Here is a 14,817-nt window from a genome sequence, read left to right on the forward strand (position 1 = left end):
GCTGTGACACTTGGTGCAGTCCCTGGGCAGGCCGAACCCTGAATGGCGCGGCACCGGCTTGTTTTGGTGGCAGGTGTTGCACGGCTGGTCATCGGCATGGCTGTCGGTAAAGCGATGTTCGTGACAGGAAGTGCAGACGCGGCTGGCATTGTGTCCGTCACCGCCATCCACGCGGTAATGCTGGCTTCCGGCAGAATGGCAGACGTTGCAGATGCCGTTGTATGGGGCATTGATCCGGGCATAATCAAGCCCGCTCTGTTTCCGGGTAAATGAAACATCGGCCCTGGTTTTCGGAATGCCGAAGGTCCCCTCGGTGGAGGTGGCAACCTTGTTCTGGATCATGAAGATATTGCCGTCCCCATGGGGATCATGGCAGTCCCAACAGAATTTACCCCCCTTCCAGACCCCTTCCTGGACATAGGCCCGGTTGTGTTTATAGCCAAAGTGGACAGAAGAGGCCCTGGCCTTCTGGGGCTTGATGAACCGGTACTCGGCTGAAGAAAATGGCCTGAAGCCAAGAGAATATTTGAGAGGCTTATCCGCCGGCGTTGCATGACAGTTGTTGCATTTGCCTCCCGTATCGTCGTCATGGCATTTGAGGCAGACCCCCATCATCAGGTACTGATTTTTCACATCCCCTTTCTGGTCGGCAGTCCAGATACCGGCACCGGCATTGTGCCGTTTCATATCATTGGTCGGGCTGGCCGGATCGACAAAATGGCATAACGTGGTCAGACAGGATGTGCCTCCACCGGACATGGGCCGGTGATCAGGACGGGGAGCGACACTACCGTCAGGCCAGGTTGTCGAAGGGTCTGCCGGCAGCGAAGCCAGCTGCGGGGCCAGTGATTCGTCGTTGTCATGGCAGGAGAGACATTCGCTGTCGAGGCCGATCATGTGACAGTAGACGCACTCTTTTTCGAAACGGTTGGTAAACTGGTCATGCTGCCGCAGCCGGAAAGGGTTACCGGTGTCATTGTGCAGGATATTGTTATCATGACAGTACCAGCAGGGGTTGCCGGGGAAATTTGCCGCCGGATTGCCGCTTGCCGGGTATGGTCCTGCGGACGTAGGCCTTCCATGTCCTGTGTTTGCCCATTCGGTAAGGTTTATTCTGGCCTGGGTGCTGTAGATCTTGAAGCCGAAACTGTCCACATCGGGGCTGGTGGTGCCGTGGCACGTAAGACAGATGACCCCCGTGTTCACCGAGCTTCCCCACTGGGGGTCTGTGCCGCCGGAATGGCAGGCGGTGTTGGAACAGGTCTTGGTGACGGAATTATATGATCCACCCTGCTTGAATACCACGTCCTTGGCCTTGTTCACGTGGTACGAACCATTGAGATGGGACACCTCAGACATGCTGCCAAGGGGAATGCCGGTGGCATGACAGTCGGTGCAGATGCCGTTGGTAATGGTGGCGGTATGGCACTGATCGCAGGTAAAGTTGGTATCTGCGTGTCTCTGGTGTGAATTGGCGCGGTCCGAACCGGAACCCTGGTTAGGGAACATGGGAGTTGCTGCCTTCCATTCCTGGCCGGCAGGCCAGCCGGCTTTGGCAGTCCAGACCTTACCGGTGCTGTCGGTCCTTCCATCATGGCAGAGGGTGTTTGAGCATGTTCCACTGGGATGGCCATGACAGCTGTTGCAGTCCGTTTTTGGCGCCGTCCAGGCAAAGGGACGCACGTCTTCAGGGTTAGTGGTGCCGTCGCTATGGCAGTAGACGTTGTCGCAGATTTTGTTGACTGCGTCATACACCGGGGCAGACCTGCGACTATCGCCCACTGGCTGCCCATTGACACATCCTTCACGCCATTGGTATGCATTGTTTTATCGATGATATTACCGTCGGCATCGATGGTGGCATTATGGCAGTAGGTACAGGGGTATCTGCGTATCCATTGGGGACCCACCAGTCGCGAATGGCCGTTGGAAGTAATATTGACATAAGGGGCGCAGAAGCCCTTGGCACTGTTCCAGACACCGCCCGTGTCGGCACAGTTGGCTGGGGTATTGTCCTGGGTGCGCCCCTTGTGGCACGAGTAGCACTGCATGGGGGTGGTATCCGTCCATTTGACGGAAAAAGTCGGTGCGCCACCGTCTGCATTACTGTGGCAATAGGCATTGCAGCTTTTATCTTCCGAACCGTAACTGCCCCCCTCCCGGAAGGAGACATCCTTGTTTTTGTTCACATGGCTGGCTTTGTCGGCAATGGTATCGCTGCCGCTTGCCGTCGTCTTATGACAACGCTCACAGCTATAGGCATAGCCGGAACTCCCGGTATGCTTTCCATGCCTGCCGCTGAGGTTCGTGGTATCGCCGGCGCTGTCGTGGCAGGAATTGCAGGGTGAGGCGAATGTGGCCCCCCATGTCGGTGTAGTTTTGGGAGCTCCCTCCTGCCGTCGCTGTGGCAGTAGAGGTTGGAACAGCTGCCGTTTCTGTCTTCGGCCCGGGTCCGGCTCGGCAGATAGTTGGGATAGCTCAGATTCTGTGGTTTGCCGTAGTCGCCGCCGCTGTTTGGCGCCCCGTTAAAGGAAAGGATCAGGTTTCTTCCGACACTGGTGGCATGGGAAAACGGGTTGGCATCGGCGAAATGACTGACATGGCAGATGCCGCAACTGCCACTACCGGCGCCATAGTAGTCACCATGCTTCTTGCCAGGCCCAGAGGCAGTTGGATGATTGCCATCAGCCGGTGGAGTATCGTGGCAGGTCCCGCATCCGGTTTCTAAAGTGAGGCCGGCACTGCCCCAGACAGGGGTTTCTTTCTCGAAATGGCAATTGACGTTCGTGCAGGCGCCAAGTGAAGGGGTTGGAGTCTGGGGAAAGGGAGTGGTACTGTTTTTATATGTAGCAGCTTGGGGAGAATTCTTGATGTTGGAGGACAATCCGATCATCCCATCGCGATGCTCGTGGTGTAGCTGTTGCTGCCGGGATGGCACTTGGCGCAACTAGTGGCATTGGCGCCGATAGCGAGATGGTTTCGATGTGTTCCCTGGAACCCGCCGGTGGTGATGTTGCGGTAGGGGGCGTCGGTGGGACGGAAATCCATGGCAGACCTGGTACCGTGGCAGTCATAGCAGCTTATTGAGGCGCCTGCACTGGCAACGGTCAGAAGAAAAGTTGTTGCTACTCCCAACCAGATAAGAAAACGCTGCCGGTATTGAACATTGCTCAAGGTTCCCCCCCGGGATCAAGCCATTTTAAATTGAAATCCTCCGGAAGCTGCGATACTTTCCCGCCGCGTTTGGACCGAGGCGATGGGAAATTTAACAGTGATCCCTGTTAAGGCAGCAAGATATTCCAGGATAATGAGCAACTTTTATACCCTTAACCGCTTCATTTAATGAGATTAATTCGCAAGGAGTAATTGATAGTTTTTTCAGGTAGATGGAGAAAACAGGAATGGAAAAGCTGGTAGGGGTATCTTCTGTCAATCGATCAAATAGCGGAGAAATTAACTTGTTTCTGTGAATAGGCCATAAGAACAGTCGCCTGCATTACAATTGAGCTAAAATTTTCTTATATTGTTCAAACAATTATCTCATCAGGCAGCTCATTTATTTCAGCCCCGGGAGCCCGTGGAAAGTGTTTGGCCAATTCTTCGCCGCAGGATTGAATTACCGCACAAAGGGATTCACACGCCTTTCCTTGCCTGATGCCAGTGGCCAACTGTGCCGCCAGGCTTTGCCAGGATTCGGGTCTGATTTTCTCGTTAATACCACGGTCACCCAAGATCCAAACCTTGTGCTCCAGCAAGGAAATGAAAATGAGGACTCCCGTTTCCTGCTTGGTGCGATAAAGCCCCTTCTCATAAAAGCTTTCACTGCCCGGTCGCGGACCGCTTCATTCAGCCTTTTCCTTTCGACAAAGAAAATTTTCAGACGGGGAAATACCTTGAGGATCTGGTAACAGGGCAGCATCAGCACAAGCACCAGCGGGATATACGACCATATGGTCACATGCTGAATTGTTATGGAGACAAGGAGGGCCACAAACCCTGAAATAAACAGAACCCCCAGCAAAAGTGCCTCCCGATAACTGTCGCTTTCCTCAACGACCATGGTGGCAATCTCCCCGAAAGTCCCTTCTTCGGCTTGGGCGACCGCATGCCTGATTTTCTCCATTTCTTCATCACTGAGAAAGTTTTTCTTTGGACTCATTGGCACCCGCTCCATGTTATTTCCATACTACCAGTCTCCCGATGCCCCCACCGCCGCCAAAACCGCCCCCCCCGCCGGAAAATCCACCGCCGCCACCAAAGGAACCGCCGCCGAATCCGCCACCGAAACCACCACCGAACGGACCGCCGAAAAAGCCGCCACCGCTGCCGAAAAGCAGGGGAATGAGCAAGCCCAGGACAAAGCCGGCCACGGCCAATCCCAGAAGCAACAGCAATGAAATGCCCGAAAAGGAGAGAAAGGCAATGAGGGGCACACCGACCGCACCGGCCAGACCGCCAAGAACCTTGGAAATAGAGCCTAAAAACAGGGCAGCAAGGCCGACAAAAATAACCAGGGTAAAGATGGGATTGGCACTTTTCCGGCCATGGCGCATATCGGTGGCGGGAGCCTTGTACTCTCCCCTTACCACGGCCATGATCGCTGCGACCCCGGCGGCAACACCGCCGTCAAAATCCCCCTGCTTGAACTTGGGAGAGATCTGGTTGCGGATGATCCGCCCGGAGACCAGGTCCGTCAGTTTGCCCTCCAGCCCCCTGCCCACCTCGATCCTGATTTTGCGCTCGTTCTTGGCGATAAGGAGAATGGCGCCGTTGTCGATCTTTTTCTGACCAATCTTCCATGCCTCGGCAACCTTGATGGAAAACTCTTCCAGGTTTTCATCGGCAAGGGAATCTATGGCCACAACCACGATCTGGGTGGAGTCGGTCCGTTCGAACTCGGTCAACTGCTGTTCAAGGTACTCAGCTGCTGAAGGGGAAAGGAGCGCTGCGTAGTCATTCACATGACCACGCAGGGGAGGAACTTCCAGGGCATGGGCAAAGAGGCTGGTAAACTGGAGCAACAAAAGAATAAGGATGATTTTTTTCGTCATCTGCCGGATCTCCAGCCCTGCTTTAACCACTTATGGGACTATGCTTCTTTTATGGGTTGAGCCCTTCTCCCTGGGGGAGAAGGTGGCCCACTCTCACCCATGCCCTCTCCCTGGGGGAGTGGGGTTAGAATTTGATTTTCGGCGCCTGCTTGGCCCCCTCCTCTGCCTTGAAAGGTTCCTTGCGCGACAGATGCAGCAACAGGGAATTGGTCAGAGAATTGGGGAAGGTCCTGATGCTGGTATTGAAGTCCTGTACCGCCTGGTTGTAACGGGTTCTGGCCACATTGATGCGATTTTCGGTGCCTTCGAGCTGGTTTTGCAGATCCATGAAATTCTGGTTCGCCTTCAGGTCGGGATATTTCTCCACCACCACCATAAGCCGCGACAGGGCGCCGGAAAGCTGCCCCTGGGCCTGCTGAAAGTCGCTCAGGGCTTTTGGATTGTTGACCACATCCTTACCAACCTGCATTGAACCCACCTTCGCCCTGGCTTCGGTAACCGCTTTGAGAGTATCGGCTTCATGCTTTGCATACCCCTTGACTACCTCGACAAGGTTCGGGATCAGGTCGGCACGTCTTTGATAGGTAGCCTCCACATCCCCCCAGGCGGCAAGGACAGCCTCTTCTTTGGCCTGCATGGTGTTGTAGCCGCATCCACCCAGAATAGACAGGGCAAAAACTGCAACTAAAGCGAAGAGTATTTTTTTCATAGTCCCTCCAACATCGGATTGAGTTCATCCGGAATTACGGATGAAATACTATTGGTGATTAGAAATTTAAGCACAGGATTTGGATTTGTCATCCTCTTTGTAAAGAATTTTCATGACGATGAGCAGCGAGTAGCAGACTATGGAATGCGTTGGCGGCAATAAGAAGGCGTGTCACCGATGATCAGGCCGTAGATGAGCCACATGGACATGCCGACGTTCAGCAGCACCGGCTGCCAGATGGAAATGTCGCGGGCCTGGCGGGTGCGATAGGTTCTGACGACCTGGGGAATCGCTGCGGCTGTGGTGATTGCTCCGGCAAGCAAGCCGAGGTAAGTAACGTTCATATTCCTTTTCTCCCCTTGAACTCACCGGTTCCCCAGTCGATCTGGGACATCATTCCCCGCAGCACAGCCACTTCCCGCTCATCCAGCTCAGCCCTCGAATAAATTCGCCGCAGGGTGCGCATGATGTGGGCCGGATTCTCCGGGTTGAGGAAGCCAATCTTGAGCAATGTCTTTTCCATCTGTCGGTACATGGCCTCCATGGCGGCTGAATCTGCCAGCAATCTCGTATCCTGGGCAGGAGTTACCTCTTGCCGCTTATGCAACTCGTAGCAGAAGATCAAGACGGCCTGGGCCAGATTAAGGGAGCCGTACTCATCGGCGGTGGGAATGGTGGATTGCCAGCGGCACAGGGCAACCTCCTCGGTTGTCAGGCCGCTGTCTTCACGGCCGAAAACCAGCGCAACCCGATGCATGGCCGCCTGGCTCCTCACTTTCTCAGCGATTTCCTGAGGGGTCGAGATCTCCTGCCTGTATTTTCCGTGGCGCCTGGTGGTGGCAACGGAAATTTCGCAGTCGCGCAGGGCATCTTCAAGGCTGGTGAACAGCCGTGCACCATCAAGGACATCTCTGGCTGAGACGGCAAATTTGTGGGCTTCAGGATGATCAACCTGACAGGGGTTAACCAGCCGCAGGTCGTAAAGTCCCATGTTCTTCATGGCACGGCAGACCATGCCGATGTTGCCCGGACTCTGGGTCCCCACCAGAACGACACTTATTGCTGTACTTGTTTGCATAGTTTCACTGTTTTCCATTATTCAGTTTCTGTTTCATCCGCTGCAGGCGCGCTCGAGCAGGTTTTTTCCGCCACCAGGCATGGGCGAAGTGGAACAGCCACATGCAGGCAATGAGCCCGAGCAGGGTCAGCATCAGGTAAGGTTCGTAGCGCTGTACATCCTCTACCAAGAGGGAAGCGCTCTTGCCGAACAGATAGCCGGCGCAGGAAAATATCGCCGCCCAGGTCAAGGCGCTGATCAGGTTCAGCCAGAGAAATCTCGAAGACGGAAGATTGGTCATTCCCAGGATAATAGGAAGCACGATCCTGAACCCATAGGTATAGCGGGAGATAAAAGCGACGAAGTTACCGTATTTCTCGATGAGTCTCAGAGCCTTGCGGAATTTCCTGGCGATGGAGGTGAACAGCTTGAGGAGAAAGGGGCCTTTCCACCTCCCCAGATAGAAATAGAACTGGTCACCGAAAAATGAACCGGCAAAGGCGGTGAGGATGACACCAGGCAGATTGAGATACCCCTGGAAAGCGAGAAAACCCGCCATGATCAGGATCGCTTCCCCCTCAAGGAAAGTGCCGAGGAACAATACCCAGTAGCCATGCAACTCAAGATAGTCTCTGAGAAACTGCTGCACGTTTCCTCCAGCTGTAAGAGAAGCGTTCTACGTTCTACGTTCTACGTTCTATGTTCTATGTTCTATGTTCTATGTTCGAAGTTCGAGGTTTAGTCACCAATCACCAGTCACCAATCACCGATTCATCACCAATCACCGCACCACTTCACCGATACTCCGGGTTGGCGCCGATCACTTCGACCACGGGGCCGTCCTCCAGTTCCTCGGCTTCTCCGGTATCGTCTTCATACTCGTTTTCGCCGACAGCCCATTCATAAAGCTTTTCAGAATCAAGCACAAGAGGTTCTTCCGGAATGCCGTAAACCCGATTCTGCATGCCCTCATCCGCAAGGCCTACACAACCGTGAGAGGCAGGCTTCCCCGGCAGATCACGGGCATGGATCCAGTAGGATATGTTATCCGGGCCAATATGGAAGCGAATGGCATTATCCATGGGATACTGTGCAGTATCATCCTCGGTTTTGTAAAGGGACGAGGTATGATTACGGTGCCGGGCATCCACCGAAACAGTCCGGTCGGTGTTTCGTGGCCCTTTGTACCGCTGGCAGCCGGCATGGAAAACTTAAGTTTACCAAATTCGTAGGCACCCAACCACTGTTCGCCAAGGTCGATAACTATGTATTTTCTATGGCCCTTGGCAGGGGGGTACTTTGCAGGCATTGGCGTATAGGCCTTCACCGAGGCGACATCAAGGGGTTCCTTGATGGTCATGCCGGATAAACATGGCGGCGATCAATCCTGTTGAAGCGTGCCACTGTCGGCCAATCGTTGCCGTACAGGGACTCCAGAGTATCCTGCGGCCGAATGAACCGTCCACGCCAGGGAATTTTGTCCAGGCTGGGGTAGTGGATTTTCGTCAGGTCTTCCCTGGCCGGATCGTCGGGATTGGCTCCGGGATCGGAAGTGGCGGAAGGTTTGTAACAGACAACACCAGCAACTAAAACTACGAGAGAAAAAAACAGCAATTTTCGAAACATCTAAATCCTCTGCAAACAGCCTGCTGACAGGCTGCTACGACTGATATGGGTAACTCCCCATTCATACAAAAAGTGTCACGGGAAAGCCATGATTCAAGCAGATCCGGTCCATTTCACCCTGCCGGTCTCCTCGGTCAGGACCTCCTCCACGGCGGTGTACGGGTCCTTCTTCCTGGACATCATGTCGTCGATGATCTGGCGGAAGCGGCCATTGACCTTGATGTGGGAAAAAAATTCGGAAAACAGCCGGTCTTTAAGAAGGTCCATGAACATGGAGGCGTTCCTCTCCTCCAGCAGGTGATTGATGGCACCGGAAGAAAAGAGGAAACCCCGGTGGGCTTCCATTTCGGCGACCAGTTCATCGATACCCCGATTGCACTGGGCTTCGGTCTTGAGAACCTTTGCCTGCCACTCGCCAGGCTTCGACGGCTTCATATCCAGCATTGCGGAAAGTTCCCGGACGGTGCGATCGGCGCCCTCCCGATCCCCCTTGTTGACGACGAAAACGTCTCCGATCTCCAGGATACCTGCCTTGATGGCCTGAATATCGTCGCCAAGCCCCGGCACCATGACAACGGCGGTGGTATGGGCCATGCGAACGATGTCTATTTCATCCTGGCCGACCCCCACCGTCTCGATGATGACGATGTCCATTCCCATGGCGTCCATGACGTTGACCACATTGCCGGTGGAACGGGAAAGGCCTCCCAGGTGGCCGCGGGTGGCAAGACTGCGGATAAAGACCCCGTCATCATCTGCGTGGCGGTTCATGCGGATCCTGTCTCCCAGGATGGCTCCGCCGGTAAAGGGGCTGGTGGGTCGATGGCAACGACTCCTACCCTCTTGCCAGCCTTGCGGTAGGCGGCGGTCAACTGGTCCACCAGGGTTGATTTGCCGGCGCCGGGAGGACCGGTGAGACCGATGATGTAGCTCTGCCCGTGTGCGGATAGAGCTGTTTCAGCTCTTCCAACGAGCTTCTGAGACCGTCGTCGATATCCCGCATCAGCCGTGCTGCTGAACGGATATCCCCCTGAAGAATTTTTTCCGCCAATGACATTATTGTACTTCCTTTTCTTTACAGCTGCCTGAGGTATCGCGGAGAGGAAACAGGGCGCTGAACAGGCCCGATTCGAGGATACAGCCGTTTTTCAGATCGCAATCTTCTGCGGCGTTGATGGCCTTTTTTGCATAATCAAGGGATGGTGCGGGATTTGTGGCAATTTTTTCGGCAAAGGCAACAACCTCGGGCCAAAATGAATCTGACGGGTGGACGCAGTTCACGTAACCCATGCGCAGGGCATCTTCCGGCCCGTAGACATCGGAGGTCATGAAGATCTCGTTGGCAAAGTTCCGTCCCAAAAGCCGCGGCAGCTTTTGTGTGCCGCAAAAGCCGGTGAGAATGCCCAGCTTGGCGCCGGGATGGGCAAATCGGAGGGCATCGCTGGCGATGCGCAGATCGCAGGCCAGGGAAAGGTCACAGCCGCCTCCCATGGTGATGCCGTTGAGGGCACCGATAATCGGTTTCGTGCATGATTCCATGGCGGCAAAGAGAGATTGCCCGAGCTCGGCAAAGGCAAAGGCATGCTGGGAGTCGAACTTGACCATCTGGCCAATGTCGGCGCCGACGGCAAAGGATTCGCCAGGATAACCGGAAAGTACGATGCATGCCGCTTCATCGGAAGCCTGAAGCTCGGCCAGGCCGCGTTTGAGCTCCTTGAGCATGTTGATGGTGAGCTTGTTGAACCGTGCTCCCGAGTCCATGGTCATGAAACCGACCCGGTTCTTCACTTCCAGTCGCAGTTTGTTGTACAAAGCCATATCCTCAAAAACCATAGGAGCGCCAGTACTGCAGCATGTATGACAAGTCAGCTGCAGCTGCGCCCCTAAGAAAAAGCTTCAGAATCCGAAAAAATTATTGCCGCTTGGAACCTCTTTGCCACGAATGACACGAATCAACACGAATGGAAATCCTGACCATAAATCAATGTATATTTTGGTTTGAACCCAAAGATTCAGCTGTTGCCTTTATTCGTGCACATTCGTGCTATTCGTGGCTAGGCAAAAGCCTTTAAACCTATGCGCGGGGATGAACGTTGTTGCGCACCCAGGCAACTATGTCCTCGGTGGAGGTGCCGGGGGTGAATACCTCTCTGATGCCGGCAGATTTCAAACCTGGTATATCGTCATCGGGAATGACGCCGCCGCCGAAAACGATGATGTCGTCGGCATTCTTTTCCTTGAGAAGCTGACAAACCTGGGGCAGCAGCGTGTTATGGGCGCCTGAAAGAATGGAAAGGCCTACACAGTCGACATCTTCCTGGATCGCTGCCGATACGATCTGCTCCGGGGTCTGGTGAAGTCCGGTGTAGATAATCTCGAAGCCGGCATCCCTGAAAGCACGGGAAATGATCTTCGCTCCTCTGTCGTGTCCGTCCAGGCCAGGCTTACCAACAAGCACCCTCAGTTTCCGTTCAGTCATGGCATTCTCCTTTTATCACAATGAGTTATATTCACAGGAACTATCAGTTTTTCCAAAACTTGTCATTTTTCGATGCCAATCCGTGCGGGCACCCCCGCCTTGTAATAATGCTTGATTTCCGTCATCTCGGTAACCAGGTCGGCAGCCGCAATAATTTTCCCATGGGCATTCCTTCCGGTCAAGACCAGCTCGACCCGTTCCGGTCTTAAAGCCATCAGCTCCAGGACATCGTCCACATGGATGAGGCCGAAAGATACGGCTCCATTGATCTCATCGAGAATGACCATGTCGTAAAGGCCGCCGGTCAAAGCATCCTTCGCCTTGACAAGGGCTTTCCGGGCAAGGCGGACATCCTCCGGATCGGGATTGTCCTTGTTGACCCACCCTTCCCTGCCGGTCTGGATGATGGTCAGATAAGGAGCCAGCTTCTGTGCGGCAATATGTTCCCCATAGGGACCGCCACCCTTCATGAACTGGATCATGCAGACCATCAGTTCGCGGCCGACGGCACGAAGGGCGAGCCCAAGAGCCGCCGTTGTCTTGCCTTTGCAGTTTCCGGTATAAACCTGTACGCGACCCTGTTCCAGTTTCATTGGTTACCTGCCCTTGAATTGCGCCGGGCGCTTTTCAATAAACGCCGTCATCCCTTCCTTCTGATCCTCGGTGGCAAAGCAGATGGCGAAGGCATCCCGCTCCATCATGCAGGCGTTCTTCAGATCCACGTCGGCGCCGGCGCCGATGATCTCCTTGGCCATCTTCAGGGAAAGCATGCCGCGGCTGCAGATGGTTTTCAGCAAGACCGTCCCTTCGCCAACCAGCGCTTCGTCGTCATAGACCCTGTTCACCAGCCCCATATTCAGGGCGGCAGCCGAATCGACCCGGTCGCCAGTGAAAATAAGCTCCTTGGCCCGGGCCTTGCCCACCATTCGTGTCAGACGCTGGGTTCCGCCAAAGCCTGGTATGATGCCGAGGCGGATCTCCGGTGCAGCAAAGATCGCCGACCGGGAAGCAACGATGAAGTCGCAGGCCAGTGCCAGCTCGAATCCCCCACCCAGGGCATGCCCGTTGACGGCAGCGATTACCGGCTTGCCGACCGATTCCATGGCGAACATCACATCCTGCCCCAGCTGGGAAAAGCGCCCCGCCTCAAAGGGTGTCATGTTGCGCATGGCTTCGATATCCGCACCGGCACAAAAGAAAGCGCCGGTACCGGTGACAAGAATCCCGGCGACAGTTGCATTCTCTTTCAATGAGGCGAACGTGGACAGCATCAGCTGCAGCATCTCGGCGTTCAGGCTATTCCTGACATCTGGTCTGTTCAGGCTTACAATTGCTATATTCTCGTCGTGTTTGACCTGTATGGGACGGGTAGGCAAGGCAGTCTCTCCACGGTTTACAGAAATTTTCTAATGAAGTAAGGTGAAACGGCGAAAAATATACCAATTCCGGGCGTGGGGTGTCAAGTTGATTCAGCCGGAATAACGATATATTAGCCCGTCATGATCGCAATCTCTTCTGCCTTGTCATTCCTCGAACATGCTGCTGAAAACGTCATAAGGAGGTCAGGATGCAAAGCTCAAGGGGACGGGGAACGAGACGAACACCAATGAGCGGCTACACCACAGACTTGCCCCGCAGTAGTTTTTAGCAGCCTGTTAAATCTTGACATGCAATTAACCTTCTGCTATTAAAGTCACACACAAAGGGCGATTAACTCAGCGGGAGAGTGCTACCTTCACACGGTAGAAGTCGTTGGTTCGATCCCAACATCGCCCACCAAGCACATCAACAATGGCCAGGTCCACAGACCCGGCCATTTCTGTTTCTCATCGCTGGAATCACCTGACATTACCCGCCGTCAACAAACATAATCCCCCGGAACAGCCTGCCACAGGTTCATGGGCTCCAAAGCCTCTCTTTATTCGACCAGACCACTGACAGTGAATTAAAATCTACCCGTTTTTTATTATCGTTAAAGTTACGCCAATGACAGTCCGATAATAAAATTAATTTAGTGCGACCAGCACCGCCTTATTAACGCCCCCTGCATGATGGAATGGCTGTCAGTGGAAACGATAGCCGGGGTCTCGATCGATTTGACGGAAACAAGCTTTCCCAATCTCACCTGTTTTTATTCAATATTGCAAAAGGAGAACGACATGCGTTTTTTCAGCAGCATCAAGTCCAAATTAATTGTCTTTTCGGTTTTCGCTTTCCTGGCTGTGGCTTTCAGCGTAATTTTTTCCTACTCCATCGCAGTCAAGGAAGTCAGGACCATCATGGAGGCCGATGTCAATTCAATTGCCGATGCGCTGGGCAAAAGCATCAACTATATTGCAGCCACCAAGCCCGATGCCTATAAGGAAGAAGGGTTCAAAAAATTTATTTACAGCATAAAAATCGGCAAGACAGGCTATCCTTTCATGCTGGACGAGCAGGGAACGCTGGTGGTGCATCACAAGGAGGAGGGGAAAAACCTGGCGGGGCAAAAGCATATCGACCATATCCGGAGCCATAAGGAAGGCGGCATCCATGAATATGTGGCCAAGACCACCGGACAGCAGAAAATAGTGGCTTTTCGCTATATTGAGCCCTGGAAGCTTTGGATAGTACCCGGAGTGAACGAAGCAGATTACTTCGCCCGCATGAAGCTTTCCTTCTTTAAGTGGAACCTGCTCTTTTCCATCTTGATCATTCTCGTGCTGGGCATCATAAGCATCCGGATTTCACGCCAAATTACCAAGCCATTGAATGAGCCATCGGCGTGGCTGACAGCCTGGCAAACGGCGACCTTACCGTGGTCATCGAGGTGAAGGACGGCGGTGAAACCGGGCGCCTTTTGACCGCCCTGAAAAACATGGTCCACGAGTTGACGATGATGGTAACCGAAATGAAAACTGCGGCGCTACAGGTGGCCTCGGCTTCCTCCCAGTTATCGACCACTTCGGAACGAATAGCGACCGGAGCCGAAGAGGTGGCATCCAGGACCGGGACAGTGGCCACCGCCGGCGAGGAGATGGCTGCAACCTCAGGCGAAATTGCCCAGAACTGTGCCATTGCGGCAGACGGTTCCAGGCAGGCAAACGTTTCAGCAGCGGCCGGAGCGGCGATTGTTCAGGAAACTGTAGCCATGATGGACCGTATTGCCGGCAGGGTCAAAGAATCGGCCAAAACCGTGGAGAGTCTTGGGGCAAGGAGCGATCAGATTGGCGAAATAATCGGCACCATTGAAGATATCGCCGACCAGACTAATCTCCTGGCTCTTAACGCAGCCATTGAAGCGGCAAGAGCCGGCGAGCAGGGACGCGGATTCGCAGTTGTTGCCGACGAGGTACGGGCACTTGCAGAACGGACCACCAAGCAACCACAGAGATTGCCCACATGATCAAGACCATTCAGCAAGAAACCAAGTCGGCTGTCTCCTCAATGGAAGAAGGAGTGGGAGATGTGGAACGGGGAACGGCCGAGGCGGCAAAGTCGGGAGAAGCTCTTCAGGGCATCCTCGATCACATCGGCTCCGTTACGATGCAAGTGGGTCAGATTGCAACTGCCGCTGAACAACAGACCTCAACAACAGTGGAGATCAACAGAAACATTCACCAGATCACCGAGGTTGTGCAGGAAACGGCACGGGGAGCGCAGGACTCGGCTGCCGCAGCGAACAACCTGGCTAAGCTGGCGGTGGAATTGAAGGGTGTGGTTGAGCAGTTCAAGGTGACCTAGCCATAATGCCTGTCAGTAGGAAAATAAGTGACCTGCCCCTTGCAAACGTGGGTTATGTGTGAATGTGAAGTCACCAACATAGCCGCAACCAAGGAGGCAGGTCATCCAAAGCACCGGCATCGTCGCCTGGTTTCAGCTCCAGCTGATAAACCCCTTGAAGGTTCCCGTAGAA

General features: G+C 54.1%; 14 protein-coding genes, 1 tRNA gene and 5 pseudogenes. 3 read left to right on the forward strand and 17 right to left on the reverse strand.

Annotated elements, in window-relative coordinates:
• The 17 genes and pseudogenes from JCM15764_RS19285 to JCM15764_RS19355 form a co-directional block, all read right to left on the reverse strand.
• Positions 1–1,755, reverse strand: a 1,755-nt coding sequence (locus tag JCM15764_RS19285; protein WP_243689447.1) for a CxxxxCH/CxxCH domain c-type cytochrome, incomplete at its 3' end; no start/stop codon positions are given.
• A 308-nt stretch (positions 1,756–2,063) separates the two neighbouring features.
• A pseudogene (locus JCM15764_RS25305) lies at positions 2,064–2,189 on the reverse strand (hypothetical protein); the annotation flags it as partial.
• Entirely contained in the window at positions 2,186–2,893 is a 708-nt protein-coding gene (locus JCM15764_RS25310; RefSeq protein ID WP_243689448.1) for a CxxxxCH/CxxCH domain c-type cytochrome, read from the reverse strand. The gene JCM15764_RS25310 and the pseudogene JCM15764_RS25305, both read right to left, overlap by 4 nt.
• On the reverse strand, positions 2,890–3,174 hold the full coding sequence (locus JCM15764_RS19295; protein ID WP_054698505.1) for a hypothetical protein: 285 nt from the start codon (positions 3,172–3,174) through the stop codon (positions 2,890–2,892). Before JCM15764_RS19295 ends, JCM15764_RS25310 begins: the two co-directional genes overlap by 4 nt.
• A 353-nt stretch (positions 3,175–3,527) precedes the next feature.
• A complete protein-coding gene (locus tag JCM15764_RS30405) occupies positions 3,528–3,767 on the reverse strand; it encodes a TPM domain-containing protein (protein WP_439645350.1) in 240 nt (79 codons plus the stop codon).
• A gap of 408 nt (positions 3,768–4,175) precedes the next feature.
• Positions 4,176–5,051 carry a TPM domain-containing protein gene (locus tag JCM15764_RS19305; RefSeq protein WP_243689450.1) on the reverse strand — a complete coding sequence of 292 codons (876 nt, stop codon included), beginning with the start codon at positions 5,049–5,051 and terminating at the stop codon, positions 4,176–4,178.
• A 124-nt stretch (positions 5,052–5,175) separates the two neighbouring features.
• Positions 5,176–5,760 (reverse strand): LemA family protein, encoded by a 585-nt coding sequence (locus JCM15764_RS19310; protein ID WP_054698507.1) that lies wholly within the window; start codon positions 5,758–5,760, stop codon positions 5,176–5,178.
• A gap of 137 nt (positions 5,761–5,897) precedes the next feature.
• Positions 5,898–6,104 (reverse strand): SemiSWEET family sugar transporter, encoded by a 207-nt coding sequence (locus JCM15764_RS19315; protein ID WP_243689451.1) that lies wholly within the window; start codon positions 6,102–6,104, stop codon positions 5,898–5,900.
• Entirely contained in the window at positions 6,101–6,838 is a 738-nt protein-coding gene (locus JCM15764_RS19320) for an RNA methyltransferase (protein WP_054698532.1), read from the reverse strand. The genes JCM15764_RS19315 and JCM15764_RS19320 overlap by 4 nt, the downstream gene beginning before the upstream one ends.
• Before the next feature lie 4 nt (positions 6,839–6,842).
• A complete protein-coding gene (locus JCM15764_RS19325; protein ID WP_054698509.1) occupies positions 6,843–7,466 on the reverse strand; it encodes a DedA family protein in 624 nt (207 codons plus the stop codon).
• Positions 7,467–7,611: 145 nt separating this feature from the next.
• Positions 7,612–8,177: pseudogene (locus tag JCM15764_RS30685) on the reverse strand (L,D-transpeptidase).
• The gene (locus tag JCM15764_RS30420) at positions 8,174–8,443 is read right to left on the reverse strand and encodes a hypothetical protein (RefSeq protein ID WP_439645349.1); all 270 of its coding nucleotides are present in this window, start codon (positions 8,441–8,443) and stop codon (positions 8,174–8,176) included. Before JCM15764_RS30420 ends, JCM15764_RS30685 begins: the two are co-directional and overlap by 4 nt.
• A 93-nt stretch (positions 8,444–8,536) precedes the next feature.
• Positions 8,537–9,537, reverse strand: a pseudogene (gene meaB, locus JCM15764_RS19335) (methylmalonyl Co-A mutase-associated GTPase MeaB).
• A complete protein-coding gene (locus tag JCM15764_RS19340; RefSeq protein ID WP_243689452.1) occupies positions 9,500–10,261 on the reverse strand; it encodes an enoyl-CoA hydratase/isomerase family protein in 762 nt (253 codons plus the stop codon). The pseudogene meaB and the gene JCM15764_RS19340 overlap by 38 nt, the downstream one beginning before the upstream one ends.
• A 256-nt stretch (positions 10,262–10,517) precedes the next feature.
• The gene (locus JCM15764_RS19345; RefSeq protein WP_012648213.1) at positions 10,518–10,922 is read right to left on the reverse strand and encodes a cobalamin B12-binding domain-containing protein; all 405 of its coding nucleotides are present in this window, start codon (positions 10,920–10,922) and stop codon (positions 10,518–10,520) included.
• A 62-nt stretch (positions 10,923–10,984) separates the two neighbouring features.
• Positions 10,985–11,515: a cob(I)yrinic acid a,c-diamide adenosyltransferase gene (locus tag JCM15764_RS19350; protein ID WP_054698513.1), complete on the reverse strand. Its 531-nt coding sequence runs from the start codon at positions 11,513–11,515 to the stop codon at positions 10,985–10,987.
• Between the two features lie 3 nt (positions 11,516–11,518).
• Positions 11,519–12,298, reverse strand: a complete 780-nt coding sequence (locus tag JCM15764_RS19355) for an enoyl-CoA hydratase/isomerase family protein (protein WP_054698515.1) — start codon at positions 12,296–12,298, stop codon at positions 11,519–11,521.
• Positions 12,299–12,626: 328 nt separating this feature from the next.
• Here JCM15764_RS19355 and JCM15764_RS19360 point away from each other — a divergent pair.
• The 3 genes and pseudogenes from JCM15764_RS19360 to JCM15764_RS25320 all read left to right on the forward strand — a co-directional run.
• A tRNA-Val gene (locus tag JCM15764_RS19360) sits at positions 12,627–12,701 on the forward strand.
• Between the two features lie 500 nt (positions 12,702–13,201).
• A pseudogene (locus JCM15764_RS27380) lies at positions 13,202–13,558 on the forward strand (Cache 3/Cache 2 fusion domain-containing protein); the annotation flags it as partial.
• Positions 13,559–13,597: 39 nt separating this feature from the next.
• A pseudogene (locus tag JCM15764_RS25320) lies at positions 13,598–14,645 on the forward strand (methyl-accepting chemotaxis protein); the annotation flags it as partial.
• Between the last annotated feature and the right edge of the window lie 172 nt (positions 14,646–14,817).

The sequence above is a fragment of the Geotalea toluenoxydans JCM 15764 genome, assembly GCF_001311985.1.
In the GTDB taxonomy this organism is placed as follows: domain Bacteria; phylum Desulfobacterota; class Desulfuromonadia; order Geobacterales; family Geobacteraceae; genus Geotalea; species Geotalea toluenoxydans.

Excerpts from the sequence above, each read along its gene's own strand:
- JCM15764_RS19315 (WP_243689451.1), bottom strand. The coding sequence starts at position 6,104 with ATGAACGTTACTTACCTCGGCTTGCTTGCCGGAGCAATCACCACAGCC.
- JCM15764_RS19320 (WP_054698532.1), bottom strand. The coding sequence starts at position 6,838 with ATGCAAACAAGTACAGCAATAAGTGTCGTTCTGGTGGGGACCCAGAGT.
- JCM15764_RS25310 (WP_243689448.1), bottom strand. The coding sequence starts at position 2,893 with ATGATCGGATTGTCCTCCAACATCAAGAATTCTCCCCAAGCTGCTACA.
- JCM15764_RS19310 (WP_054698507.1), bottom strand. The coding sequence starts at position 5,760 with ATGAAAAAAATACTCTTCGCTTTAGTTGCAGTTTTTGCCCTGTCTATT.
- JCM15764_RS30420 (WP_439645349.1), bottom strand. The coding sequence starts at position 8,443 with ATGTTTCGAAAATTGCTGTTTTTTTCTCTCGTAGTTTTAGTTGCTGGT.
- JCM15764_RS19305 (WP_243689450.1), bottom strand. The coding sequence starts at position 5,051 with ATGACGAAAAAAATCATCCTTATTCTTTTGTTGCTCCAGTTTACCAGC.
- JCM15764_RS19340 (WP_243689452.1), bottom strand. The coding sequence starts at position 10,261 with ATGGCTTTGTACAACAAACTGCGACTGGAAGTGAAGAACCGGGTCGGT.
- JCM15764_RS19350 (WP_054698513.1), bottom strand. The coding sequence starts at position 11,515 with ATGAAACTGGAACAGGGTCGCGTACAGGTTTATACCGGAAACTGCAAA.
- JCM15764_RS19345 (WP_012648213.1), bottom strand. The coding sequence starts at position 10,922 with ATGACTGAACGGAAACTGAGGGTGCTTGTTGGTAAGCCTGGCCTGGAC.